Origin of the sequence: Proteiniborus sp. (genome assembly GCF_040308045.1) — a bacterium.
Classification (GTDB): Bacteria; Bacillota; Clostridia; order Tissierellales; family Proteiniboraceae; genus Proteiniborus.
This window is the reverse complement of sequence record NZ_JAWRHZ010000043.1, coordinates 15,098-41,226: the sequence shown is the minus strand read 5'-3', so window position 1 is coordinate 41,226 and position 26,129 is coordinate 15,098. Positions and strand designations below refer to the sequence as shown.

The window sequence follows — 26,129 nt, the reverse complement described above, 5'->3', positions numbered from 1 at the left end:
AATGCTAAAGGTAGCTCAAGAAGGATACGAGCTTTCAGAGCTTACTTTCAAGGCTGTAAGGGCTAAATACGTCACTCCAAATCAATACAAATACAGAGAACAAGAAATAGCAGTAGAGCAAGCAGCTAAAAATCTTGATATGGCTAATAATGGTGTAGAGATGTCAGTAAGAGCTGCTTACTATAGCTTAATTACATCTGAAAAACAAATAAAGACATATGAAAAAGCAGTAGAGAATGCTCAAAAAGGATATGAGTTAACTGAATTAAGCTATAATCTAGGTCAGAATACTGCTAATGATGTAACCAAAGCTAGAATAGAGCTTATGGATGCTAAAAAGAATTTATCAAAGCAAATACATGCATATAACTTAGCATTGCTTGATTTTAAATATAGTATAGGTTTAGGAAAAAGTACAATAAGTGCAGGATTTTAAATATAAATCCAAACAAAAATGCCTCTGTCTTGCTTCTTTGCAAGACAGAGGCATTTAATAATATATTACTTTTTAAAGAGATCCATAACAGCTTGAAATATTGTGTAGTTATTTTTGCCAGAAAGAGCTCGTTCATTTATTCGCCATTGCGGAACACGGCAAGCAGCTATGCCAACACAACCAAATATAAGCATAATGATACCAAGCCAAGGAAGGAATGCAGTTACAATAAAGCCAACAACAACCCAAATTAATGCTGCTTTTAACAAATAACCAGCGAATTTTTTCGAGTCTGATATATCACAAAGACGTAATATTTCCTGTGCTTGCTTAATATCATCGGCACATAAATCCGTTAAAGTCATTAATGTAAGAGCTTTGTTACAATATTCACGACTGCTGTTTACTGCAGTTTTACTAGTTAAATAGGATTGGCCGTCTGGTGCTTCAGTAAAAAATGTATATGCTTTTGCAACATAACATTGACCAAGCTTGTTTTCTAGCGGGATCTTATTTTTTGCAGTAGCTAAATATGTATTACATTTTGCAATCGCTGCATCTATACCGTTAATATTAGCAACAGCAGCAACAGCAGTATACATAAAGTCATCATCTGGATTTAAACTGATAGCTTTTTCTAGCTCCCTAAGTGCATCTTGAAACATTTCTTTGTTGAAATAGCATAAGCCAAGATGTCCGATTGCAAAATCGTTTTGAGGATCAATTGCGATGACTTGTTTATAGCCTTTTATTGCCATATCATAATCTTCCCATTCTTCTTTTGCCATACTCCATACAATCCAGGCTGTAGCATCACCTGGTCTTTGGTCCACCAATTGTTGTGCGATTGACATTGCTTCAGCTGTACGTCCTGAATCGAGAAGTTCGCAAGCTTTGTCTACCCCTTTGTCAAATTCTTGAGCACTAATCAATTTCATTTCCCCCTTAATTTTATTATTAAAGCGTTATACGCATTTAATCAAATACTATTTAAGTCTAAGAACTTTTTGACCATAAGTTTTGCATGAATCCGAATCATTAATAGAATCACAAAGCAATTGAACTTTCTGCATCTTCAATGTACCAATTTCTATACTTTTGTCCATTTTTATTAATTCACTATAATAATGATTAAGAGCTTCTAAATATAATTTAGAAACATCATCTTGCCAGCAGTCTTGAATATTTTCGATTTGTGTATTTGTTTTATAGATAGTATCCTTTAATGACATTTGTTTCATCTCAATTCCTCCTAATTATACACGCTTGTAGCCACCAAACAATCCCTGCTTAAAGCACTTCAATTCAGCTTGGGCTTTTGCACTACCTTTATTTGCTGCTTTCAAATACCATTCGTATGCTAAATTTATATTTTTCTTAGTGTTACCTAGCCCATGTTCATAGATTTGTCCTATAGCAATACCTGCATCAGCAATACCGCCATTAAATGCTTTTTGATAATACTGAAATGCTTTTTCATAGTTACCAATAGATTTTAAGTATTCACCTAGCTCTAAATAAGCCTCAAAGCAACCTTCACCACCTGCACTTTCAAGCCAATACAGACAGCTTTCAGTTTGTATTCTTGGTGTAAGTTTATGTGTGGCCATATACCCAATTTTATACTTGGAATAGGCAGAACCTTGATTTGCAGCTTTTCTATAATATTCAAAGGCTAAATCAAAATTTACTGGAATCCCTGTACCGTTAAAATAACACTCTGCAATAAATTCGTTTATTTCGCAGGTATCTAGCCCATCCTCAGAAGCTGACATGTAGCATTTAAAAGCCTTGGCATTATCTGCAGGACAACCTAGACCATCCTTATACATTATGCCTAAGGTAAGTACGTTTATTCTTATTCCGTAAACATTGAATGATGTTTCAAGCTCTTTTAGTGCTTGTGAGTAATTGCCTAGAATATAATGTATCTGACCAAGACGACAATAAGCTGATATTTCTCCGAGCTCCTTAGCTTTTTCTAACCAATGTATAGAAGCATTATAATCTACTGGTACTCCTTCACCATAGAAGTATGCTAAGCCAATTAAATAAGCAGCATCTGTATGTCCGGATTCGGCAGCAGATGTTAAATAAGGTATAGCTATATGGGGATCAGGATTTACATTAAGACCGTCACCTGTTAAGTAAGCCTTTCCGAGAATATATTGAGCACGTTCTTCACCATTCTGTGCAGCTTGTTGCAAATATGCTATAGCATTATTCACATTTACTATAACACCTAACCCATCTCTGTACATTAGTCCCAGTTTGTATTGAGCGAAGGCTCTGTTATATTTAGTGGCTGCAATTTCTAAATACTGAATAGATTGGCGATAATTTGGCTGAGCTAAGTAATTATAAGCATCTCCTAGAATTTCATATACCTCGCCATCTTCCATTGAAAGGCATTTACTTAAATATTCAATTGCTGTTATATTGTCATCATCATAATATGCTTTAATACCCATATATTTTGTTGAAGACAAATAGCCGCTATTGGAAGCCAGTCTAATCATAGATAGACCTTTTTCTTTATTTTGTTGTAGAATGTCTCCTACTATGTATTCTATTCCTAAATTATGCAAGGTAACTGGTATTTCTTGCTGGCAGCATATATTCCAAAATAGTATTTTATAAAAATCTGCATATTGTTCATGTGATAAAGTACTATTGAAAACATCTGCTGCTATACCTAAACAGTCAATATTTCCTTCATCAAAAAATCCATTATACAATACATCAATTGCTTGTTCTGCTTTACCAGCTTTTAACAGTTCAATTCCTGTTTCAATATAATCCATAATTTCACCTACTTTGCTTGACTATAATATTCTACTGTTTGTACAATTATGTTATTTGAGCTTTGAATTTTATTTGATAGTTCAACTGACTGGCTTGCTAATTGGTTTGTTAATTGTTCAATTTCAAATATTGTATCTTTGCACGAATTTAATCTGTCTAAATAACCTATTAGAATACGATATTGTTTTTCAAGCTCGAGCATTTCTTCCATAGTTGTGTTGAAGGTGTTGTCATAGCAACTGTGTCTTAGATTACTTTTTTGTTGTTCACATTCATAAAGTCTACTTGTGACAAGCTGCATCTTATATTCAAAGTTTTCCTTCAATTTTTTTGTTTCATAAATAAAATCTTTTGTAATATTTAGGGTTTCTTCAGAAATTTGCTTCATTTGAACGATGTGTCTTTCAAAAAAAGAAAGTTCAGGTACTATACTTCTACTCATAGTGCTTCCCTCATTTGCTCGCTATATTTTCTCAAAGCTATATTAAGCTCTCTTAATGCAGTGATAGCGTCTGCAATGGTCTTATCTGCATCAGAAAATTCAGATTTAAACACATCATAGGTGCTATCTCTAAAACTTTCATGCAGTGCATCAAAGTTATGTTGCATTTTCGTGTTTTCAGATTCCATTGTATCGGCAGTGTCTATAAGCAATTCACAGAGGGTTTCAGCTGTTGAAAAATCAAACTTATTTCCCATATTTATTCACCTCAAAACCTAATATTTTTTGCAGCATCCTGAGCAGCAGCTTTTCTTTCCATTAGTTTAGCCAGCTCATTATATGAATCAATTTGTTTTAAAAAGGTAGTACAGCAATCTTTGAATTTTGCTATACACTCTTTACAGTTGTTATCTAAGTCAGCTTCATATGAGCTAAGTAGTCCTTGAGCAGTTCGCATAAGCATAGTCATATTACCTACATATTCTTTTACGCTTTTAACAAAAGCCCTCATGTCATCAGTATTTCGGTCAATAAAATTGCCCATTACATATTACCTCCTAGCTTTTTATTAAATTCATTAAACCAATCATCTGTTGGAATTAAAAATGGCCTAAATGTTTTACCAACTCGACTTCCGTTATAATAGATTGCAGTTTTATCATCAGCCTTATTTGTAAAGTTTGATATGCCAAATAAATCGTAAGAATCATCTGTGGACATTTTTAAACCTATACGATGTTCAAAGTCATTTAGAGGAGTTATAGTAGTTTTTTTCATTGCCTTTACATTATTAAATATAACAATATTAAAGTAGCCATTTTCAGGTCCGTACTCCCATAGACGTTGTAAAATACCTTTGTAATCCTCGAAACTAAATTGTTCCGTATTAATATTAAGCTCATTTATTTCGCTAGTGCCTTTTATTTTGTTTAGCAACTCTTGCATAGCTTTTATTGGATTGTCGTCAATGGGTGGAATACTGTTTTTTATTTCTACATCTTCTTGTGACATTAAATATACAGCATTTTTTAGTTTGTTGAGACCATACCAAAGCATTATTTTGCGTTCTCCACGAAGGGGTTTGATTTTATTCAAGCATCTTATTTGATTAAGCACTTCAGATGCACCGAATAGCAATGTTAGATTATTTCCTTTAATATTTAAGAGATGTTTATAAAGACGAAGGCTATCTTCATTGTTATCATCTATAATTGAAACAATAACTGAGTTATTTTTATTCATAAGCAATCCACAAACAGTAGTTACAATAATTGATTCCCTCAAATTGTCGCTTTCACCTATTAGCAGCACGTTAGCCCCTGATTCGTTTTCTAAAACTATTTTAAATTCATCATCAAGAGAGGTGGGTGCTCCAAAGAATAACTCAATACCTTCATAAGAAGGTTGATATTTGCTATTTAAAAATAATGATAATGAATGCCTGTCTTTTTCAGAAACATAATAGCGTTCACTATTTTTACAAATAATATCATCCTTGGGGATGAAATCTGTTCCTAAAGAGTCGACTACAATGTCAATTATTTCATTTCTTTTTTCGTCAGAAATAAATATTACATTAAGTTTAAGCAGGTGATAGCCTAAACTTTGGTCACCAATAATTGATTCGGTCTTTATTTTTTTATAAATGAGCTGTCCTCTTCTAATGTTTTTTATATCCTCAATATCTATTGTATTTGTTGAAGAAAGTGAGAGAGTTTCTCTAATCTCGGATGCGTCTTCATGCTTCATACACAGGCGACAGCCGATTTGATTTCTTCCTGCTTCAGTCAAACCACTAAGTCCTGCATTTATGGTTTGTGAGCAGAAAAAGAAAGACATGCCCATAGCTCTCATTTGTCTTAAAAGGTTTTCTAAAATTATTCTATAATTTTTATCACCATTGTAATTCTGAACTGCCTGAGTCAAATTATGAAATTCATCAATTATTATAAGGATCCGTGGTAGCGAACGATTTCCAAACTTTTTTCTGTAGGTCTTAAAGTCTTTTACACTTTCATCTATAAATAATTTCTTTCTTCTCTCATATTCAGCATTAATAAGATCTAACAAACTCAATGAGAAATCTTCTGAATTATCTTGACCGACAATTCGTATATGAGGAGTTTTCTTTTCGGCATAACATCCAAACTCTACAGCTTTATAGTCAATAGCCCATATTTCAACATCATCTGGGTGATAATTAAGCATAATTTGTTCAATTATAGTATGTAAAGTCACAGATTTACCTGAGCCTGTTGAGCCTGAAAGCAATGCGTGTGGTGGTGCTTCACCACCTATTTCAAGATAATTAATTTTACCATCTTCATCAAATGCAAATGGAATGCGAAGCATATCAGTGGAGTCCATCGTAAATAAATCATTTTGAGTTGAAAAGTGAGATTCAAAGCGAGTATCGACTTTTTCAATCTTTGAAAATTCAGTAACCACTGATTTCACATCTTTTACTGATATTTCTAAATCGTTTAATATAATAGGAGCTTTGTAGTTATCATTTGTTATGAATTCACCATCTTTTTCAAATGAGAATTGAAGGAAGTCTGCTGTGCTCAATTTGATTTCTACATTTTTATCTTCAATAATAATTACATTGATACCAGTTTTCCAGCCACTTTCAACTACCTTGTTTAGCTTTTGTATATTGTCATATCCATTAGCTCTGGAAAGATCACAAAACACAGCCAGTATAGCTGGAATCTTTTTTGAGGAATATTGGTTATATTCATAAATTGATTCATATTGACCTTGTAATTGCGCAATTCTATCTCGAGATTTTTGCTCTAATTCATCTATTACATTAGAAATTGACTTGTCAGTTGCAAATACTTCACCACCAAACAAGTTTTTATCAGTACTTATGATTTGTATGAGAGTCCCATAACTACTGCCACTTCTCTGGGCGTCAATACAGCGCCATTCAAAAGCTCCGCGTTGAAAATGTTTGACTGTTGATAAGAGTATGAATTGAATTAAATTCTCACATAAATTCCTTGAAAAATCATCTACATTAAACAGTAAATTAAAGTTTTTGTGCAAATCGATTTCGAATGGAATTTGGAAGGTGCCATTTTGATAGGTAGATTTAAAAGCATCCGAAATAATAGCTGCTATTTCTGGAGGTGCAGATAGTTTGTTAAAACAGCTTCCTAAATTGATTTTTTCATCTGTTATCAGATTATCTTTTATCTTTGCAATTGATGCAACTCTATGGTCAGAAAGCAGTTTCTTTGTGAACTCAAGCGTAGCAACCTTAAATTCGTTGAGATTGACCATATCAGTTTTTATGCTTTCGTATCCATTAATAATTCTTTCAAGGGCAAGAAAAACATTCATGAAATTGCTATTTAACATGACTATAACCTCTTTTCAGTATTGATAATATGTTGCTCCTAAATCAATAAGTCTTTTTATTCTAATTGGTGTAGATGGGTGAGCAGAAAACTCATCAGCTGAGAATTCATTTGCACGACTTGAGTTCATAACCATGATTTGGCCGAATTTCATCCAAAGCCAAAATACTCCGCCCAATAAAGCATTAAATACTGCCTGTATGATACATCCAATTTTGTTTGAAGAAAATAGTTTTGCGATTAAAATACTAATGTTTATTATGACTAGAAAGAACATATAGACAGATGTGATAATGAAATTCCCAACTGTAATAGCTAATACTATGTCTGTATCGTTATGGGCAATATGACCAAATTCATGAGCTAATATTGCTTTTATATTTTCATCGGGAAGTTGCATTAGGCCTCTGGTAACAACAATTGTTTTTCTTCCAATTGCGAAGGCATTTGCAGATTCATCTAGAGAGTAAAATAAAGAGATGTTATTGCTTATTGATGGAGATATTTGTCTTGCTCTATTATATACGTCATAGAATAAAGGAAGTAATTTTGAAGTGTAGGCGCTTTTATCTATTCCTATAAATCCCATTTGCCACCCCTTAGCTCCATCCTCTGTAAAGAGCAGTATTCCACCAAATATTAAGAACACTAAAAACATATTAAAGAGGAAATAAATGCTTGCAGTGATGTTGTTTTTTTTAATAAGATTTTTTAGGAAAGCAATAAGATACATACATAAAACCCTCCTAATTAGGTATATCAGATAATTTTAAAAGCTCTTCTAAACAATTTAAGAAATCATCATCTTTAATATACTTAAAAGCATTTTCATCATTTTTTGTAAAAAACAAAATCATTGCTAAGCAGGTATCCCATGCTAAAGGGACAGTGTTGCGTTCAATGGCAGAAATTGTTTGACGGCTAAGACCAATATAGTTTCCTAGCTTTGTTTGTGTTACATTATATTTTTTTCGTAATTTTGGTAGGGATTTCGCAAAAGAAGCTGCCATGTTTTTTTGTGAAACTGTGGCACAGTTACTATTCAAACTGTTGTCCCCCTCTATGTTTTGTTATTCCAGTTGTGGATAGGTTTGTATTTATAAGAAAATATTACCAATCATGATTCTAATATAACATTTGACAAGTATCTTGTCAATACATAATAATAGAAATGTTAATATCTTTCAAAGGTCATAAAAACCAAAAAGATAGCTATTTTGGACATAATCTAACATTAAAGTTTTTACTTTGAACCAGACATGAAGGCTCAATAGAAACTGCTAAAGAAAACACTGCAGTGTAAAATGTTGCTCAGGAGGGTATGAGCTTTTAAGCTTAAATTTAAATTGGTAATGGCAAAAAACTTATTTCAGGAACAAAGATTGTCTTTCTATCGTCTAACAAAATAAGTGTACAAATACCTGTAGTTAATATATACTAAAAATAATATATTTTATCGAAAATAGAAGGATTTAAGCATTTTTTAAAGAATATATTATTTATTAAAATTAAAAGGGAGGGCAATTTATCAATGTTTACAACAAAAAAACACGTAAAAAGACTTTCGGTTGTACTAGTTCTATTGTTTATACTTACAAACACAATAGCATTTGCACAAAGTTTTAAAGACGTCCCTAGCAATCATTGGGCAAAAGACTACATAGACAAAGTAAGTAAAGCAGGTATAATTACTGGAGATGGAGCAGGAAATTTTAAGCCTAGTGACAATGTTTCAAAGGTACAAGCAGCTATTATGATGGCAAGAATGATGGGTATAGATGCAACTAAAACAGCACAAGCAAGGCAGGCACATCAAACATTTTTAAATCAACAAAATATTCCAACATGGGCTCAAGATGGTATAGCAGTAGCATTAGCAGCAGGAATAGTATCTGAAGCTGAAGTAAAAGGCTTTTATCTAAATGGAAAAGAGGCAGTTGCTCAGAGAGTAGAGATAGCTCGTTGGTTAACTAAAGCTATGGGTCTTGAAGAAGAAGCTAAAAAACTTACTATAATAAGGCTTACTTTCAAGGATGTAGATTTTATAAGTGTAGAAGACCAAAAATATGTATATATGATGATAAATAAAGGAATTATTGATGCAAAAGGAGATGCACAGGGAAGGTTTAACCCAGCTTCACCTATTACAAGAGATGCTATGGCTAAAATGTTATCTATAGGCTATGACTATATGGTAGCAAACCTATTATTAAACAGACCTTTTGACATTAGTAATAGTGGGATTGAAGTTAAGACACAAACTATAACAGGTACTATATCTAGTATTTTAAGAGCACCTGATGAGTTATATATCACAGTAGAAGACAAAATAGGCAATAGGACCACTTATATAGTTAATGGAAAGACAAAAGTAACACTAGATGATAAAGAGATTGATTATAAACTTCTTATAGAAGGACTTAAGTTTGAAGCAGAGATTACAGAAGATCGTAAAGTTGTATCCTTTAGCGCAGAAGGAATAAACGAAGAATACGAAGGAAGGATAAGATCAGTTGTTCAAAGTAATCCTCAAATGCTTAGTATTGAATACAAACCTGAAAAGGATTCAAAAACAACTGAAAGAAAATCCTTCTATCTTGACTCTAATGTAGATATTTTCTTAAATGGAGAAGAAGTTTTCTTTAGACAACTAAGCGAAGGTGATACTGTTCAAATTAAAGTAAGGAACAGTAAGATAACTGAAATAAAAGCTAAAAGTAAATACTTAGAGATTTCAGGTACTATAAAAGACATTAAACTAACTTCAAACGATTATTCACTAGTTGTCCAAGATGAAGGTAAAGAAGTATTTGAATATCCTATAGATAAGAATGTTTCAATATATAGAAATAAAAGTAAAGCTAAAGTCATTGACCTTAGAAAAGGTGATGATGTAACTATAGAAATAGAAGATGGAGTAATTACTGACATAACAGCTAAAATAGTTAAGAAAGAAGGAGAAGGTTCTATAGTTTCTATACTACAGGCTAACAAACCAGAGATTACAATAATAAATAATAAAGGTGAAAAAGAAACATATTACCTTGCACTAGGTGCAACTGTAAGATTGGATAGGGAAAGAGCAGAACTTTACGACTTAAAAGTAGGTTATTATGTTGATTTCACTGCAGAAGGCGATGAAATAGTATCAATTTATGCACTTACTAGACAGAGAAACCAAATTATTATAGGAACTATAAGTAGTATAACAACTAAACATGGTATAATTACAGTAACAGTTGACAATGCAGAAGATAGCATTAATGCAGAAAAAACAATAGTTTATACAAGTGACACTGCGGTTATGGATTTATATGGTGCAACAGTACGTGAAAGTGCATTAGATGTTGGAGATCAGGTAATAGTTATTGGTAACTATAGTGACACATTCATAGAAGCGGAAAGTATAATCATACCTTATGAAAAGTAAATGCACTGGGGACGGTTCTTTTTGCATAAAATAATAGAAAAAGGGCAAGGAAGATATTAAACCTTGCCCTTTTTTGGTATTTTAATATGATTATTGATTATATACATGAACAATATATAAAACATGTAGAAAAATGTCAAAAACCAACCTAAGCACTATTTTATAGAAAAGAAATGTTTGATAATATTTTAAATAGAAGAATTAGGTGGGTATAGTTATTAGTAGTAGATAAATTCACAAAAATTTTTAAAAAAATCTTAGATTACCTTAAAAATAAAGTATAATTATGCGAATTATATTATTAAAGGATTAAATTAAAGGGAGGAATTATAGTGAAGAGATTTAAATCTGTAGTATCTATTGCTGTTGCCTCAGCCCTTGTAATCACAACTCCAATACTTGGACTAGCTGGCAGCGATAATGGAAATTCTAACAAAGTAAAAGAACCAATAAAGCAAGAAAAGATTAAAGAAGATAAAGAATTAAAGAATAAGGAAGAAAACCAAGGCAAAGGTCAGGACAAGTCCTGGAAAGAAGCCAAAGAATTAGTACAAACAAAAAAAGATGAACTAGAACTTCAAAAAGACGAGCTTGAAGCTCAAAAAGATGAACTAGAAAAACAACTTGAAGAAGCTGAAGCAAGTGAAAACAAAGAGCTTATAGAACAGCTAAAGGTTCAAATTGGTGAACTAGAAGGACAAAGACTAGAAATTAAAACAGAGATGAAAAATACTATAGCTTTAATGAAAGAAGTAATTAAAAATAGATATAGCGTTGAAGAACTTGAAGAGCTTAGAAAAGTCAGTGAAGAATTAGAGGAATTAGACGAAGATATTGATGTCTTACCATTAGAAAATATTAATATTAAAAACAAAGATATAAAATTTGACACACCACCAGTAATAAAAGAAGGAAGAACATTGATTCCTGTAAGAGCTATAACTCAAGGATTTGGTGCTGAGGTAGAATGGAATCAAGAAGAGAAAAAGGTAACTATCACAAAAGGAGATGTTGAGATAGTACTTCAGCTTGACAGCAATATTGCAATAGTAAATGGTGAAGAAGTTGAGTTAGATGTTCCTTCTTCAGCATACAGCAACCGTACTTATGTACCTCTAAGATTTATTATAGAAAATTTAGGATTAGAAGTTGATTATGATGAAGATACTGGGCTAATAGAAGTAGATGATGAAGATGAGGATGTTGAAGACGAAGAAGAAGTAGATGACGAAGATGATGAAGAAGAAGTAGCTGAAGAAGACGAAGAAAATACTGAAGATGATGAAGTAACAGAAGAATAAGAAAATAGTATTAGTAGTATTATTTAAGCTAGGTAGAGCTTGCCAAATATTTCAATATAAACAAGCTCATAACCTTTCCCCACTTAAGTAGCCAGAGGAACCCCACCACCTCTGGCTATTAATTATTTACTAACTTACCTTTCTGACTGCAAGTTAGCATACATTTCTATTATTTTAATCCTTTTGACATAAATTTGTAATACAAATGAAATATATCAACCTTGAAATATCTAGCTAGCCTCCCGAATATATATTACAAACAAATATAAGGAGGTAAATTCATGAGGATGAAAAGATTAATATCAATAACACTAGCACTTGTACTAGTGCTTGGTATAGGAATGACATCTGTATATGCAGATGGCTGGGGAAATGGGAAGGTACCCCCAGGATTAGCAAAAAAAATCTTCAATGATACAGATGCATTTAAATGGGCGGAAAAGGCCATAGAAAAGATGTTCCAAAAAGGGCTTATTAATGGAATAGGAGATGGCAAGTTTGCCCCTAAAGGTGATGTTACAAAGATAGAAGCTATTACTATGGCTCTAAGAGTAATGGGCTGGGAAGATGATGCAAAAGTAATAACACAGCTTCCAAAGCAGTATAAAGGTGACAAAGTAGACAAATGGGCTATAGGCTATGTAGCACTTGCTTATGAAAAAGGAATACTTGATGATGTTGATATGATGTACTTCAAACCTCTTGCTCCTGCTTTAAGACATGAAGTAGCTAAATACGTCATCAGAGCATTAGGCTATGAAAAAGAAGCTCAAAAAAATATGAATAAAGATTTACCTTTTGTTGACGCTTCCTTAGTACCACAAGGCTCAGTAGGGTATGTATACCTAGTAAATGACCTTGAACTTATGCAAGGTGACAACCAAAAAAGATTTAATCCAATGGGAACAATGACTAGGGCAGAAATGGCAGTTCTTTTCTCAAGAGTTGATGATAAAGTAGACACTGGAAAAGATAGAGCTGTATCAGGAGAAGTAACTAGAATCTATAGTGATAGAATATCAGTAAAAGTGAAAAATAAAACAGAAACCTTTGATTTAGATAGCAGAGTTAGAGTATATGAAAACGACAAGAGAATAGATATTGATGATATAAAAATAGGTTCAAAGGTAAAAATAGAAATCAAAGATGGTAAAGTAGTATTTATTGAAGTAGTAGATAAAATTGAAGATGATAAAATAATTACAAGATATTCTGGTGTTGTAAAAGATATAGATAAATCAAAACCATATAGACTTGCTATTCAATCAGAAACCATGGTAATGATGTTTGAAGTGGTAGATGATGTAGAAGTAATCTTTAGAGATGGAAAAGGAAGCTTTTCAGATATCCAAAAAGAAGATGAAGTAACAGTAGTAGTTGATAGAAGAAACAGAGTTATTAAAATTGAAGTTGCAAAGAAGTATGTAAAACCAATTGAAAATATTAAAGGCTATATAACTAATATAGATTTAGGTAGAAGATACAATGAAATTACCATAGACAAGAAAACATATGACCTAGCATCAGATGCAGAAGTAAAAATAGATGGAAGATACAAAAAACTAAGTGATTTAAAAATAGGTATGTATGCGGAAGCAGAACTTGAAGACGATGTAATAGTATATGTAGATGCTGAAAATGTAGAAAAGACTGTTAAAGGCGAGATAACAAATATTATAAAAAGTGTAGAAGGTACTTCACTAAAAATAAAAGAAAATAAAACTAATAAGGAATACACTTATTTAATTGACAAGGAAGCTAAGATTGTTATTGAATATTTAAGAAATGCGAAGATAGAAGATCTTAGAAAAGGCGATAAAGGTGAGTTTGAGGTACAAAATAGTGTAATTGTAGAAGTATATATAGACACAGCAGTAGAAGTTAAAGAAGTAGAAGGTTATATAACTGATATAGAATTAACTAGAAGATACAATGAAATTACTATAGACAAGAAAACATACGACCTATCATCAGATGCGAAAGTAAAAATAGATGGAAGAAATAAATCCTTAAGTGATTTAAGAATAGGCATGTATGCCGAAGTGGTACTTGAAGATGGTGTAGTAATATCTGTAGATGCTGAGAATGTTAAAGTGACTATTGAAGGTGAGATATTAGATATTATAAAAGATAATTTAGGTACAACATTAAAAATAGAGGAAGACGACACAGACAAAGTATACACATATGCAGTGCATAAAGATGCAAAGGTGTATATAGAAGACTTGAGAAATGCCAAGATAGATGATTTACTAAAAGGCGATGAAGGTGAGTTTAAGATAGTAAATAATATCATTGTAGAAATCTACATTGAAGACTAAAATCACCTGTTTAGAAAGAAAAGTTGGGAAGTTTTGAACTGCTTTCTGTCAAGTAGATAGTGAAAAAACAAAAAGCTGTGCACGCCAATCGTTGAATTATGGTTGGCGTAATTTTATATGCAACTGAATCTAATAGGTAGTTTGGTATTGTAATATATTCTAGAAGATAAGGGAGAATTAGCTATATATTTCAGAATATTCGGAATAGACTCTAAACCTGTCGTATTTAGTTGATAAATTCTTATAAAATAAACATATGTTCTGCAGGAATTTTATTACAAATCAAGAATATTTTAAAGAATTCTAGTTGTCAGGGGGGAATTTTTGTGGGGGAACTTCAGTAAAGCCAAAGGTCTTGTGTGTTGATGACCAATATGGCATAAGAGTATTACTGAAAGAGATTTTAAAATGTGACTACGAGGTAATGGCAGTAGAAACAGGGGAAGAAGCCATAGAGAATGTTTTAAAGTTTGAACCTCAAGTGGTAATACTAGACATGAAGTTAGAAAAAATGAAGGGAACTGACTTACTAAGATTGATAAAGCAAATCAACGGTAATATTGGAACTATTATGTTAACTGGATATCAAGACTGTGATTTAATTGAGGAAATAAAACAGTCAAATCCTGAAAAAATCATAATTAAACCATTTGAGGTTGAACAGCTTAAAAGCAGCGTCAGAGAGCTTAGTAGCAAATACAAAGTTATTTAGCTAAAGCACTAATTATTTAATTATCTTATTTTAAATACAAAACGGAGAGAACAGAAAAGGAAGATTTTTGTTCTCTTTTATTTTGCTAAATATTTGTCATAATTGACTAATTATTTGATTAATTCCGAGAGTATCTTGTATAATGTAGCTAAGTGAGAAAATCAGGAGGGGATATACTATGAAGTCTATGATAAGGGTAAGAATGAGTTCACATGATGCACATTATGGTGGAAACCTAGTTGATGGGGCAAAGATGCTCCAATTATTTGGAGATGTGGCAACAGAGCTATTAATAAGACATGACGGAGATGAAGGACTTTTTGTAGCATATGAAAGCGTCGAATTTAAAGCACCTGTATATGCGGGAGATTATATCGAGGCTATAGGTGAAATAACTCAAGTTGGAAATTCCTCTAGAAAAATGGTATTTGAAGCTAGAAAGGTTATAGCCCCAAGACCAGATATTAATGATTCTGCATGTGATGTTTTAGAAGAGCCTATAGTAGTATGTAGAGCAGTAGGGACTTGTGTAGTTCCTAAGGATAAGCAAAGAAAAAAGGGGGAATAGTGGATGGATAAACTAATAATTACAGTAGCCCTAACTGGAGCTGAGGTAACTAGAAAGGAACAGCCTAATTTACCATTAACCCCAGACGAAATAGCAGAAGCAGCTTATGAGGCGTATAAAGCAGGTGCAGCTATGGTGCATGTACATGCAAGAGACAGTGAAGGAAATCCTACTCAAGATTATGAAGTATATAAAGAAATAAAGGAAAAGATTGAAGCAAAATGTCCAGTTATATTTCAACCTTCAACTGGAGGAGCAGTATGGCATACACCAGAGGAGAGACTTCAACCTGTAGAACTAAAGCCTGAGATGGCTACACTTAGCTGTGGAACATGTAACTTTGGGCCTGATGTATTTATGAATAGTGAAGAATACATGGAAAGCTTTGCAAAGAAGATGAAAGAGCTAGGGGTAAAGCCAGAACTTGAAGTGTTTGAAAGAGGCATGATAAATAATGCTTTAAAGCTTGTTAAAAAGGGGCTTATAGAAACACCACTTCATTTTGACTTTGTTATGGGAGTTCCGGGAGCCATAACAGCTGAACTTAGAGATCTTTTGTACTTAGTGGAAAGCATACCTACTGGTTCTACTTGGACTGTTGCAGGAATAGGCAGATTTGAGCTTCCATTAGCAGCAGCAGCAATAACTCTTGGAGGTCATGTAAGAGTTGGCTTTGAAGATAATATTTATTATAGCAGAGGAGTCCTTGCAAAGTCTAATGCAGAACTTGTTGAGAGAATAGTTAGAATTTCTAAGGAGCTAGGCAGAGAAGTAGCCACACCGGACGAAGCACGTGAAATACTTGGGTTAAAATAATTGAGAACTGAGGAACTCTTCATTCTGTCATCCTGAACTCTAGTGAAGGATCTAGTTTAACGATTGTTCAACTATTGTTAAAAAAACAGAATTTTGACGAAATATTCATAAATATTAAGAATTATTCATAAAGTAGCTAATAGGTAAGAATACCTGTATTGGCTACTTTTTTTTATTCGAATAATATTTTAATAAAGAAGGAATTATTATTCAAATAGAGAATTAAAATATAGTAAGGAGGTTGAAAGGTCATGCTTGTAAATACAAATATAGCAATTGCTGTAAGATGTAGCGCATGTGGAAGTCTTAAAGTTCATGATATTTCCATATTTGAGCTTTTTTCAAATGAGAAAACAGAGCTAGTATGTACCTGTGGCCAACATAATGCTATAATAAAGACTAAGGACCATAAGTCTTTATGGATGGATATAGATTGTTATGTATGTCAAGACAAACATACATTTAAATATACATTAAAACAGATTTTGAGAGGAAACATAATTACTAGATGTATAGAATCTGGTATAGAAATATGCTTTATGGTAAGTCAGGGAGAAGTAGATGAAATACTAGAAAAATGTGAAAGAAGTGCAGATGGAATCTACAAGGAGCTAGAGTTTTTAGATTATTTCAATAATCATGAAATAATGATGAAGTCTCTTGAAAGGATAAGAGAATTAGATAACAAGGGACTCCTTAGCTGTACTTGTGGAGACAATAACATAGAGATGAACATATTTCCAGACCGAATAGAGTTAAAATGTATGAATTGCGAGGGTATAAAACTAATATATGCAGAAAATAATGATGACTATAATAATTTTATATCCAAGGAAAAGATAGTCCTACGTGAAAACAGCTTTGAATGCATAGATGCTATAAATCAAAATAATGATGCGAATAAGAAGTAAGGGTATTGTCATCCTGAGTTTAGTTTATCATCAAATTAATTAGTATAGTCATATAATTTAAAGGAGGTTTTTTTACATGCTAGTATCAGGAAAGGAAGTTCTTCAGCATGCTCATAAAAATGGATATGCTGTAGGTGCTTTTAATGTAAATAATATGGAGATAGTGCAGGCTATAGTTGCAGCAGCAGAGGAAACAAATTCACCGGTTATTCTTCAAGCTAGCCAAGGTGGATTAAAATACGCAGGAGTTGAATACATAGCTAAAATGGCTCAAATAGCTGCAAATAATACAAAGGTTCCAGTAGTTATCCATCTAGATCATGGGACAGACTTTGTTCAAATAATGCAATGTATTAGACATGGTTTTACTTCAGTTATGATAGATGGCTCAAAGCATCAGCTTGATGAGAATATTGCCATAACCAAAAAAATAATTGAGCTAGCACACGCTGTGGGAGTATCTGTTGAAGCAGAGCTTGGGAAAATAGGCGGTACAGAAGATGACATTACCGTATCAGCAAGAGAAGCTACATTTACAGATGTAGATGAAGCTGATAAATTTGTTAAGGAAACAGGAGTTGATTCACTAGCAATAGCTATAGGAACAGCTCATGGCCAATATAAGGGAGAACCAAAGCTAGACTTTGATAGACTAAAAGCTATAAAAGAAAGATTAAATATACCTATAGTACTTCACGGCTCATCAGGAGTTCCTGAGGAAAGTATTAAAAAAGCAGTAAGCCTTGGAGTAAATAAGATAAATATAGATACAGATATTAGAATAGCTTTTTCAAATGCTGTAAAAGAAGTGGTTAAAAACAACCCTAATGAATACGACCCTAGAAAGCTATTAGATCCAGCAAGAAAAGCTATGCAAAAGATAATAGCAGAAAAAATGATTATGTTTGGCTCTGCAGGAAGAGCATAAGGAGTGATTTAATGAAGCTTTTTATCGATACAGCCAATATAGATGAAATAAGAGAAATAAACGATTGGGGAGTAATATGCGGAGTTACTACAAACCCATCTCTTATTGCTAAAGAAGGTAGAGATTTTAAAGAAGTTATTCATGAAATAACTAACATAGTAGATGGACCCATTAGTGCAGAAGTCATTAGCCTAGAAGCAGAAGGAATGGTGAAGGAAGCTTTAGAGCTAGTAAAGATTCATAAAAATATAGTCATCAAGATTCCAATGACAAAGGAAGGCTTAAAGGCTGTTAGTATACTTAGTAAAAAAGGAATCAAAACTAATGTAACTCTTGTCTTCTCTGCAAGTCAAGCACTTCTTGCAGCAAGAGCAGGTGCTGCGTATGTAAGTCCTTTTGTAGGCAGAATGGACGATATAAGCAATGAAGGCATGGATATAATAGAAGATATAGTAGATATTTTTGACTTACATGGAATAACTACAGAAATAATATCCGCAAGTATAAGACATCCTATGCATGTGATTCAGTCAGCAAAGGCTGGAGCTCACATTGCTACAGTGCCATACAAAGTATTCCAGGCTATGGTAGGCCATCCTTTAACCGATATAGGAATAGAAAGATTCTTAAAAGATTGGGAAGGTGTACCAAAATAAAATAGTATATTTAGCCAAAGGGGGTATATATCCTTTGGCTTTTTTCTGTTTATGTGATATACTTTTGACAAATAAACATTAAATGGAATATACTATTTATATAAATATTAAGGAACACTAAACTTAGGAGGGTTAATTAATGGATAGAAATCTAGCCTTAAACTTAGTAAGGGTTACAGAAGCAGCTGCATTATCCAGCGCAAGATACTTAGGAAGAGGAGATAAGAATGCGGCAGACCAAGCTGCAGTAGACGGTATGAGAAAGATGTTTGATACTCTCAATATCGATGGTATTGTAGTCATTGGCGAGGGAGAAATGGACGAAGCTCCTATGCTTTACATAGGTGAGCAAATAGGTAGATGTATTAACACAAGCTTAAAGGTAGATATTGCAGTAGACCCAGTAGATGGAACTACAGCAGTAGCTAAAGGCTTGCCAAATGCCATTGCAGTAGTGGCTATGGCACCTAGAGGTTGCCTACTTCATGCACCAGATATGTATATGGATAAAATAGCAGTTGGACCAAAGGCAGCAGGAAAAATTCATATAGATGCACCTGTGGAAGAAAATTTAAATGCAGTAGCAAGAGCTCTAAATAAAGATATATCTGATTTAACTGTTACTATATTAGATAGACCAAGACATACTGAACTTATAGATAAAGTAAGAAAAGCAGGAGCTAGAATAAAGCTTTTTACAGATGGAGACGTGGCAGCTGCTATGGCTACTTGTTTTGAGCATGCAGGAGTTGACATACTTCTAGGAATTGGTGGAGCGCCAGAAGGTGTAATTGCTGCTGCAGCACTTAAATGCATGGGTGGAGAGTTCCAAGGAAAGCTTTATCCGATGAATGATGAAGAGAAGCAGAGATGTATAAGCATGGGTATAGGAGATGTAAATAAAGTACTCACTATGGATGACTTAGCAAAAGGAAACGAAGTATTTTTTGCAGCTACAGGTATATCAGATGGTGAGCTATTAAGAGGAGTAGTTTATCATCAAAATAATGTGGCTAAAACCCATTCAATGGTGGCAAGATCAGAAACAGGAACTATTAGATTTATTGAGACTATTCATAAATTAGACAAAAAACCTGAATACGCAAAATAAAAAGATAAAATGCCCTATATAGGGCATTTTGTTATGATATACTTAACTGTAGAAGATTGCAGGAAATTAATACTAGAATCTTGTGAACTTGTTGACTAAAAACCAAAAAAATGGTACTATTAATTTAATTAAAACCCTTCTCCTTTACTTTTCTTATGATTAGCTACTGCATAAGTGACTAGTACAGAATCGTATATTCTGGCTATCTACTTATCTGAATTTTATAGGATACTCAAGGGCACTTACTCAACGTCTATTTTTTTCCCATATATTACGATATTGTGGAAATTGATATATATTTAACTATTTTCGGAGGTGTAAATTTGAATCCAGACGATTTACAAAAAAAGAAGTTGGATGAACTTCGCCAGATAGCTAAAAATCTGGGTATAAAAAGCATTACAAAGTACAAAAAAGATGAACTGATAGATATTATTCTACAGAATTCTACACAAGAACAGTCTCATGAAGAGAAACCCAAGAATGAGGAAAATAATGGTTTTACATTAACTGAAACCATAGCAAAAAGACCGCACGAAAAAATACATTTGAATACTCAAAATTCAGATTCATCTGAAGCTTCAGGCATATTAGAGCTTCATGCAGATGGTTACGGTTTTTTACGTTCTGATAATTATTTATCTGGAGATGAAGATATATACGTATCGCCTTCTCAGATAAGAAGATTTAATTTAGGCACTGGAGATAAAATTTTTGGTATAACTAGGCCGCCAAAATCAGGAGAAAGATACAGAGCATTATTATATGTAAAGGCAGTAAATGATGAAAACCCTGAAACTGCTAATAGAAGGCCAGATTTTGAAACATTGACTCCTATTTTCCCTAACAAGAGAATCACATTAGAGACAAATCACAGCGAATTATCCACAAGATTATTAGACCTAATAGCACCCATAGGAAAAGGACAAAGAGGAATGATAGTAGCACCACCTAAGGCAGGTAAAACTACATTTCTAAAAAAAATAGCAAATGGTATTGCACAAAATCATCCTGAAATGGAAATCATAATATTATTAATAGATGAAAGACCAGAAGAAGTTACTGATATGAAAAGATCTGTTAAAGGTGATGTTGTATATTCTACTTTTGATGAATTGCCTGGAAATCATGTAAAAGTAGCTGAAATAGTCCTTGAAAGAGCAAAAAGACTAGTAGAGCATGGTAAAGATGTAGTCATACTTTTAGACAGTATTACAAGACTTGCTAGAGCATATAACCTTACAATCCCGCCAACAGGTAGAACATTGTCAGGAGGAATAGATCCTGGGGCATTACATAAGCCTAAGAGATTTTTTGGTGCAGCAAGAAATATAGAAGAAGGTGGAAGTCTTACAATACTTGCTACAGCCCTAGTGGAGACAGGCAGTAGAATGGACGATGTAATATTTGAAGAATTTAAAGGAACAGGAAACATGGAAATCCATCTAGATAGAAAGCTTTCAGAAAAGAGAATATTCCCAGCTATAGATATAAACAAGTCTGGTACTAGAAGAGAAGATTTACTTATGAACCAAAAAGAGCTTGAAACAATATGGGGTATTAGGAAAGCATTGAGCAATGCTCCAGTATCAGAAGTTACAGAATCTTTAATAAACCAATTAATGTTGACAAAGACTAATGAAGAGTTTATAAGTAGTATTAGAAATAGAATGTAGGAGTAGAACATTAGGGGAACAGTAGTTAAACAATCGTTAAACTATCGCTACACTATCGTTAAAATATGTTGAAATAGTATTTGATTTATGCTATACTATACTAGTTGAAAACTGATTACTTTTAAATATACAGTAAACAAGAGTTTGAAAAGAGGTGAAATCAATGAAAGAAGGTATACATCCAAATTACAAAAAGGCTACTGTACACTGTGCATGCGGAAATACTTTTGAAACAGGTTCAGTAAAAGAAGAATTAAGAGTTGAAATTTGTTCAGAATGCCATCCTTTCTTTACAGGACGTCAAAAATTTGTTGATAAAGGTGGACGTGTTGATAAATTTAAGAAGAAATATGGTATTGAATAATAACTACTTAAGTCTGTCTGATAGGTTAGTTGCCATTGGCTTCTAACCTTTATTGTTTTATTGTCCTTTTGAGCGCTAGTGAAGAATCACGTTTTGGCTTATTGATATTCTGGGGGTGTTGAGTTGGCGAAGCTATATTTTAGATATGGAGCTATGAATTGCGGTAAATCAACTAACTTAATGCAGGTAGCATATAACTATGAAGAAAGAGGAATGAAAGTCATCATAATTAAACCTTTTATAGACACAAAGGGTGGAAATAAGACAGTATCTAGACTAGGTATAACACGAGAGGTCGATATGCTATTAGAAAAAGATAAGAACGTCTATGATGAGATTCAGAAATGGAATGAAGAAAAGTGGAATATAGATTGCATCTTAGTAGATGAAGCACAATTTTTGACGAAGCATCAAATTGATGAATTTTTTGAAATAGCAGTAAAGATGAATATTCCAGTTATTTGCTATGGACTGAGAACCGATTTTCAGATGAGGGGCTTTGAAGGTAGTGAAAGACTATTACTAATAGCTCATAGTATAGAAGAGCTAAAAACTATTTGCTCATGTGGCAAAAAAGCAGTATGCAATGCAAGAAAAATTAATGGAAAGTTCGTATTTGAAGGCGACCAAGTAGCTATAGACCGTGAAAACAGCATTGAATACGAATCACTTTGTGGAGAATGTTATTTAAGAGAAAAAAAAGCACAGGGGACGGTTCCTTTTGCATAAAGAGTTTATAGGCTGGCAGACACACCAGCCTTTTTTTATCTAGCATTGTAGATAGTTTTTTTTATTTAACCTTAAACTTTTTCAGAAATTAGGGTAATAATAGAAATAAACCCTTTAAAGGAGAAGTAGAGAATGATTTTAAACAAAAAACGCATATCAATAATATTAATAGTTCTAATAATGTTTTTAGCTCTTCCTACCTTTTTATATGCTGAAAAAGATAGTGTAACTATATCATTAGCAGGAGATGTACTATTAGGCTCTTGGATAGGAAAATACATGGAGACACATGGTGCTGACTATCCTTGGGAGAACTTAAAGGAGGTACTTTTAGACTCTGACTTATCCTTGATTAATCTAGAATGTCCAGTAGGCACTGTTGGTGAAGCCCAAGAGAAGGAATTTACATTTAGAGCTAAGCCTGAAACATTAGAAGGTCTTGTAAATGCAGGAGTTAAAGGAGTTACACTAGGGAACAATCATACTCTTGACTTTGGAAGAGAATGCTTTGTAGAGACTTTAGATAATTTAGACAAGTATAGCATTAAATACACTGGAGGCGGCAGGAATATTAAAGAAGCTTTTGAACCTGCTATATGGGAGATAAATGGAATCAAAGTCGGATTTTTAGGCTTTTCTAGAGTAACACCTCATGTAGATTGGTATGCGACAGAAAATAGAGCAGGAACAACAAATGGTTATGATGGCAATGCAAAAAATATGATGCAAGCTGTAAAACAGGCAAAGGAAAAGGTAGACTTTCTCATAGTAACATTACATTGGGGAATTGAGCGAGCAGACTATCCTAGGGACAACGATGTAGCTATAGCTAAAGAGCTAATTGACAATGGTGCTGATTGTATAATGGGGCATCATCCTCATGTGCTTCAAGGAATTGAATTTTACAAAGATAGGCCCATAGTTTATAGCTTAGGCAATTTTGTATTTGGTACTAAAGACGAAAGAAATTCTCAGACTATGATATTTAATATGGAAATAAATAAGAATGGAATAATAAATACTAGCATAATCCCCGGAAGGATAAAAGCAGGTCAGCCAACTATAGCCGAGGGTGAAGATAGAGAAAAAATAATAGAGCTAATTAATGAATTATCAGCAGATTGGGGTACTAAAGTTTTAGATGATGGAAATATAACAGGGAATATCGAATATGTGTTTCACAATGAGCATAAAATTGGAGAAAATGATGAAAATGAAAACCAGATTGGAGACTTGCTTGATGATACAGAGGCATTTAATGATGATACAAAGAATAACAATGGAAAATTTACTTTAGATTTAATCATGGATTTCCTAACTGAATATGGGCTAGAGGTGTTTATTATTAGTGGAGCATTATTTATAGTTTTACTGGTAGTTGTGATGGTAAAAGTGATGAGATGATATTCGGTGTAGTAGGGCGTTTAATTTTGCAATTATAGAATTTATCTATACATATTAGACAAGCTATAGAAAAGAATTATTGGTAAAAATTTAACATAAGTAATACAATTCTAGTGGGTAAAAAATTAAGCTACACTAGGAGGAATATCAATGAAAGCAAAAAAACCTATAAGTATTCTATTAAGTCTATTATTAATTTTTGCACTAACCTTAACAGGATGTTCAAGTGAAACTCCAGCATCAACTGATGCCGAAAATAACCAAGCAGAAGAAAATCAAACAGCTGCTAATGAAGGAACTAAGGAAGAAAGCACATTTAAAGCTCAAATGACTTTCAATGGTTCATCTACATTAGCACCAGTAATGTCATCAATAGCAACTGATTTTATTGAAGGATATACTACTTGGAACAAAGTAGATGCAAGCTTCCCAGAAGAAAATATAGCTATTTATGTATCTGCTGGAGGCTCAGGTGCAGGTGTTAAGGCTGTTTTAGATAATACTGCTGATTTTGGTATGCTGGCTAGAGAAATAAAAGACGAAGAATTAGAAAAAATCGGAGATGCAAAAGTATTTAAACTAGGAATAGATGCCTTAACAGTATCTGTAAACCCAGAAAACCCTATTTTGCAAATAAAAGATGATTTAACTACAGAAGAAGTTAGAAAGATATTCTCAGGCGAATATAAATATTGGGACGAAGTTGAAAGTAGTCTTCCACATAGAGAAATAGTAGTAGTTATTAGAGACTTAAGCGGTGGAGCTCACGAAGTATTCCAAAAAAGCGTAATGAAAGATGCTCAAATCAGAGAAGATGCTATACAATCACCTTCAATGGGAGCTCTAGTAACAAAAGTAATTGAAAATAAAGATGCCATAGGGTATGCATCCTTTGGAATGGTTAATCAAAACGCAGGAAAGCTTATACCTTTAAAAGTAGATGGAATTGAAGCTACAGAAGAAAACATAGTAAACGGTTCATATAAAATATCTAGACCATTAATAGTAGTTAAAAGAGGAGAATTAACTCCCGAGCAAAAAGCTTTTATGGATGCAGTTACATCTGAGGAAGGCCTAGCAATTGTTGAAAAAATGGGATTTGTGCCTGTAAGATAAATTACTAGAAAAATTCAGGGGCTAACTGCCTCTGAATTTTTTTGTTATTATGAGATCCTTCGCAATAGGCTCAGGATGAAAAGTCTGTGTCATTTTGAACACACTTGTGCGTCATTCTGAGCGAAGCGAAGAATCTCGTAATGAAGAGTTTCTTTGTGAGGTGCTAACATGTATAAATTTTTAGATAAGGCATTTAGTATCATAATAAAACTACTAACCCTATTTTCCTTATTATTACTAGGGTTTGTAATAATATTTATATTTAAAGAAAGTTTTGTTTTTTTCAGGGAAGTGTCCGTATTTAAATTTATAACAGGTAGGACATGGAACCCCTTATCATCTCCAGATAAGCTATCCATACTAAACCTAATACTAGGCACATTGTATGTATCTTTTGTAGCTATTGTCATAGCATTACCAATAGGAGTAGGTAGTGCATTACTGTTGTCTGGATATGTTAGTGGAAGAAGAAGAGTTATAATAAGAGGAATAATAGATATTTTAGGAGGAATACCTTCCGTAGTATATGGTTTCATAGGGCTTTTAGTGTTAGTAAAGTTCTTTGAGGTCAAATTTGACTTTCCAACTGGAGAATCTGTTTTAGCTGGAGGAATACTTCTCTCATTAATGGTACTTCCCTATATAATATCTACATGTGATGAAACTATGGAAAAAATATATGAAAATCACTTGCCTTCTTCTCAAGCCTTAGGTGTTTCTAAAAACTATTTTATAAGAAAAGTTGTTCTGCCTGAAAGTAAAAAAGGCATAATAGCTTCTACGGTACTAGCACTAGGCAGAGCCATGGGAGAAACTATGGCAGTGATGATGGTTGTAGGAAATGCTCCTATGACACCAAAGTTATTAGGAAAAGCACAGACCATACCTTCGCTTATTGCTCTTGAAATGGGAATGGCAGAAGTAGGCAGCTTGCATTATCATGCACTTTTTGCAGCAGGATTTGTATTGATGGCTATGCTTTTAGTTATTAACACAGTACTCTATTATGTAAAAAAGAATATAAACTTGTAATTC

26 protein-coding genes are annotated in these 26,129 nt (G+C 33.1%); 17 read left to right on the top strand and 9 right to left on the bottom strand.

Annotated elements, in window-relative coordinates:
- The coding region (locus tag ABV008_RS09295) for a TolC family protein (protein ID WP_352419547.1) at positions 1–436 on the top strand (436 nt) is incomplete at its 5' end.
- Positions 437–501: 65 nt separating this feature from the next.
- Here the strand turns inward: ABV008_RS09295 and ABV008_RS09290 are convergent.
- Genes ABV008_RS09290 through ABV008_RS09250 form a run of 9 tightly spaced genes read right to left on the bottom strand, consistent with a single transcriptional unit; the run spans position 502 to position 8,097 of the window.
- Positions 502–1,368, bottom strand: coding sequence for a tetratricopeptide repeat protein (locus ABV008_RS09290; protein WP_352419546.1), 867 nt, complete (start codon positions 1,366–1,368; stop codon positions 502–504).
- 54 nt (positions 1,369–1,422) lie between these two features.
- Positions 1,423–1,677: a hypothetical protein gene (locus ABV008_RS09285; RefSeq protein WP_352419545.1), complete on the bottom strand. Its 255-nt coding sequence runs from the start codon at positions 1,675–1,677 to the stop codon at positions 1,423–1,425.
- Positions 1,678–1,692: 15 nt separating this feature from the next.
- Positions 1,693–3,240, bottom strand: a complete 1,548-nt coding sequence (locus ABV008_RS09280) for a tetratricopeptide repeat protein (protein WP_352419544.1) — start codon at positions 3,238–3,240, stop codon at positions 1,693–1,695.
- Positions 3,241–3,248: 8 nt separating this feature from the next.
- Positions 3,249–3,683, bottom strand: a complete 435-nt coding sequence (locus ABV008_RS09275) for a hypothetical protein (protein ID WP_352419543.1) — start codon at positions 3,681–3,683, stop codon at positions 3,249–3,251.
- Entirely contained in the window at positions 3,680–3,940 is a 261-nt protein-coding gene (locus ABV008_RS09270; protein ID WP_352419542.1) for a WXG100 family type VII secretion target, read from the bottom strand. The genes ABV008_RS09275 and ABV008_RS09270 overlap by 4 nt, the downstream gene beginning before the upstream one ends.
- An 11-nt stretch (positions 3,941–3,951) precedes the next feature.
- Entirely contained in the window at positions 3,952–4,227 is a 276-nt protein-coding gene (locus tag ABV008_RS09265) for a hypothetical protein (RefSeq protein WP_352419541.1), read from the bottom strand.
- Positions 4,227–7,052 carry an FtsK/SpoIIIE domain-containing protein gene (locus ABV008_RS09260; RefSeq protein ID WP_352419540.1) on the bottom strand — a complete coding sequence of 942 codons (2,826 nt, stop codon included), beginning with the start codon at positions 7,050–7,052 and terminating at the stop codon, positions 4,227–4,229. The genes ABV008_RS09265 and ABV008_RS09260 overlap by 1 nt, the downstream gene beginning before the upstream one ends.
- Positions 7,053–7,067: 15 nt before the next feature.
- Complete coding sequence (locus tag ABV008_RS09255; RefSeq protein ID WP_352419539.1) at positions 7,068–7,784, bottom strand: M48 family metalloprotease; 717 nt, start codon at positions 7,782–7,784, stop codon at positions 7,068–7,070.
- A 13-nt stretch (positions 7,785–7,797) separates the two neighbouring features.
- On the bottom strand, positions 7,798–8,097 hold the full coding sequence (locus ABV008_RS09250) for a helix-turn-helix transcriptional regulator (RefSeq protein WP_352419538.1): 300 nt from the start codon (positions 8,095–8,097) through the stop codon (positions 7,798–7,800).
- Between the two features lie 485 nt (positions 8,098–8,582).
- Between ABV008_RS09250 and ABV008_RS09245 the strand changes: the two genes are divergently transcribed.
- The 16 genes from ABV008_RS09245 (at position 8,583) to pstC (ending at position 26,126) form a co-directional block, all read left to right on the top strand.
- Positions 8,583–10,481 carry an S-layer homology domain-containing protein gene (locus ABV008_RS09245; RefSeq protein WP_352419537.1) on the top strand — a complete coding sequence of 633 codons (1,899 nt, stop codon included), beginning with the start codon at positions 8,583–8,585 and terminating at the stop codon, positions 10,479–10,481.
- A 332-nt stretch (positions 10,482–10,813) separates the two neighbouring features.
- On the top strand, positions 10,814–11,782 hold the full coding sequence (locus ABV008_RS09240; RefSeq protein ID WP_352419536.1) for a copper amine oxidase N-terminal domain-containing protein: 969 nt from the start codon (positions 10,814–10,816) through the stop codon (positions 11,780–11,782).
- A 281-nt stretch (positions 11,783–12,063) separates the two neighbouring features.
- On the top strand, positions 12,064–14,103 hold the full coding sequence (locus tag ABV008_RS09235; protein WP_352419535.1) for an S-layer homology domain-containing protein: 2,040 nt from the start codon (positions 12,064–12,066) through the stop codon (positions 14,101–14,103).
- A gap of 355 nt (positions 14,104–14,458) precedes the next feature.
- Positions 14,459–14,815 (top strand): response regulator, encoded by a 357-nt coding sequence (locus ABV008_RS09230; protein ID WP_352419534.1) that lies wholly within the window; start codon positions 14,459–14,461, stop codon positions 14,813–14,815.
- 178 nt (positions 14,816–14,993) lie between these two features.
- Complete coding sequence (gene kal, locus ABV008_RS09225) at positions 14,994–15,383, top strand: 3-aminobutyryl-CoA ammonia lyase (RefSeq protein WP_352419533.1); 390 nt, start codon at positions 14,994–14,996, stop codon at positions 15,381–15,383.
- A 3-nt stretch (positions 15,384–15,386) separates the two neighbouring features.
- On the top strand, positions 15,387–16,199 hold the full coding sequence (kce, locus tag ABV008_RS09220) for a 3-keto-5-aminohexanoate cleavage enzyme (protein WP_352419532.1): 813 nt from the start codon (positions 15,387–15,389) through the stop codon (positions 16,197–16,199).
- Positions 16,200–16,450: 251 nt separating this feature from the next.
- A complete protein-coding gene (locus ABV008_RS09215; protein WP_352419531.1) occupies positions 16,451–17,110 on the top strand; it encodes a hypothetical protein in 660 nt (219 codons plus the stop codon).
- A 76-nt stretch (positions 17,111–17,186) separates the two neighbouring features.
- Positions 17,187–18,038 carry a class II fructose-1,6-bisphosphate aldolase gene (locus tag ABV008_RS09210; RefSeq protein WP_352419530.1) on the top strand — a complete coding sequence of 284 codons (852 nt, stop codon included), beginning with the start codon at positions 17,187–17,189 and terminating at the stop codon, positions 18,036–18,038.
- Positions 18,039–18,049: 11 nt separating this feature from the next.
- Complete coding sequence (gene fsa / locus ABV008_RS09205; protein WP_352419529.1) at positions 18,050–18,694, top strand: fructose-6-phosphate aldolase; 645 nt, start codon at positions 18,050–18,052, stop codon at positions 18,692–18,694.
- Between the two features lie 139 nt (positions 18,695–18,833).
- Positions 18,834–19,805 carry a class II fructose-bisphosphatase gene (gene glpX / locus ABV008_RS09200; RefSeq protein ID WP_352419528.1) on the top strand — a complete coding sequence of 324 codons (972 nt, stop codon included), beginning with the start codon at positions 18,834–18,836 and terminating at the stop codon, positions 19,803–19,805.
- A 323-nt stretch (positions 19,806–20,128) separates the two neighbouring features.
- Entirely contained in the window at positions 20,129–21,481 is a 1,353-nt protein-coding gene (gene rho / locus ABV008_RS09195) for a transcription termination factor Rho (RefSeq protein WP_502929766.1), read from the top strand.
- A gap of 163 nt (positions 21,482–21,644) precedes the next feature.
- The gene (gene rpmE, locus ABV008_RS09190; protein ID WP_352419526.1) at positions 21,645–21,845 is read left to right on the top strand and encodes a 50S ribosomal protein L31; all 201 of its coding nucleotides are present in this window, start codon (positions 21,645–21,647) and stop codon (positions 21,843–21,845) included.
- A gap of 123 nt (positions 21,846–21,968) precedes the next feature.
- Positions 21,969–22,574 carry a thymidine kinase gene (locus tag ABV008_RS09185; protein ID WP_352419525.1) on the top strand — a complete coding sequence of 202 codons (606 nt, stop codon included), beginning with the start codon at positions 21,969–21,971 and terminating at the stop codon, positions 22,572–22,574.
- A gap of 132 nt (positions 22,575–22,706) precedes the next feature.
- Positions 22,707–23,978, top strand: a complete 1,272-nt coding sequence (locus tag ABV008_RS09180) for a CapA family protein (RefSeq protein WP_352419524.1) — start codon at positions 22,707–22,709, stop codon at positions 23,976–23,978.
- Between the two features lie 150 nt (positions 23,979–24,128).
- Entirely contained in the window at positions 24,129–25,094 is a 966-nt protein-coding gene (locus ABV008_RS09175) for a phosphate ABC transporter substrate-binding protein (protein ID WP_352419523.1), read from the top strand.
- 168 nt (positions 25,095–25,262) lie between these two features.
- Entirely contained in the window at positions 25,263–26,126 is an 864-nt protein-coding gene (pstC, locus tag ABV008_RS09170; RefSeq protein WP_352419522.1) for a phosphate ABC transporter permease subunit PstC, read from the top strand.
- The last annotated feature ends 3 nt before the right edge of the window (positions 26,127–26,129 follow it).

Coding starts and splice junctions, on each gene's coding strand:
- ABV008_RS09285 (WP_352419545.1), bottom strand. CDS start 1,677: ATGAAACAAATGTCATTAAAGGATACTATCTATAAAACAAATACACAA.
- ABV008_RS09280 (WP_352419544.1), bottom strand. CDS start 3,240: ATGGATTATATTGAAACAGGAATTGAACTGTTAAAAGCTGGTAAAGCA.
- ABV008_RS09275 (WP_352419543.1), bottom strand. CDS start 3,683: ATGAGTAGAAGTATAGTACCTGAACTTTCTTTTTTTGAAAGACACATC.
- ABV008_RS09270 (WP_352419542.1), bottom strand. CDS start 3,940: ATGGGAAATAAGTTTGATTTTTCAACAGCTGAAACCCTCTGTGAATTG.
- ABV008_RS09265 (WP_352419541.1), bottom strand. CDS start 4,227: ATGGGCAATTTTATTGACCGAAATACTGATGACATGAGGGCTTTTGTT.
- ABV008_RS09260 (WP_352419540.1), bottom strand. CDS start 7,052: ATGTTAAATAGCAATTTCATGAATGTTTTTCTTGCCCTTGAAAGAATT.
- ABV008_RS09255 (WP_352419539.1), bottom strand. CDS start 7,784: ATGTATCTTATTGCTTTCCTAAAAAATCTTATTAAAAAAAACAACATC.
- ABV008_RS09245 (WP_352419537.1), top strand. CDS start 8,583: ATGTTTACAACAAAAAAACACGTAAAAAGACTTTCGGTTGTACTAGTT.
- ABV008_RS09235 (WP_352419535.1), top strand. CDS start 12,064: ATGAGGATGAAAAGATTAATATCAATAACACTAGCACTTGTACTAGTG.
- kal (WP_352419533.1), top strand. CDS start 14,994: ATGAAGTCTATGATAAGGGTAAGAATGAGTTCACATGATGCACATTAT.
- kce (WP_352419532.1), top strand. CDS start 15,387: ATGGATAAACTAATAATTACAGTAGCCCTAACTGGAGCTGAGGTAACT.
- ABV008_RS09215 (WP_352419531.1), top strand. CDS start 16,451: ATGCTTGTAAATACAAATATAGCAATTGCTGTAAGATGTAGCGCATGT.
- ABV008_RS09210 (WP_352419530.1), top strand. CDS start 17,187: ATGCTAGTATCAGGAAAGGAAGTTCTTCAGCATGCTCATAAAAATGGA.
- fsa (WP_352419529.1), top strand. CDS start 18,050: ATGAAGCTTTTTATCGATACAGCCAATATAGATGAAATAAGAGAAATA.
- glpX (WP_352419528.1), top strand. CDS start 18,834: ATGGATAGAAATCTAGCCTTAAACTTAGTAAGGGTTACAGAAGCAGCT.
- rpmE (WP_352419526.1), top strand. CDS start 21,645: ATGAAAGAAGGTATACATCCAAATTACAAAAAGGCTACTGTACACTGT.
- ABV008_RS09180 (WP_352419524.1), top strand. CDS start 22,707: ATGATTTTAAACAAAAAACGCATATCAATAATATTAATAGTTCTAATA.
- ABV008_RS09175 (WP_352419523.1), top strand. CDS start 24,129: ATGAAAGCAAAAAAACCTATAAGTATTCTATTAAGTCTATTATTAATT.
- pstC (WP_352419522.1), top strand. CDS start 25,263: ATGTATAAATTTTTAGATAAGGCATTTAGTATCATAATAAAACTACTA.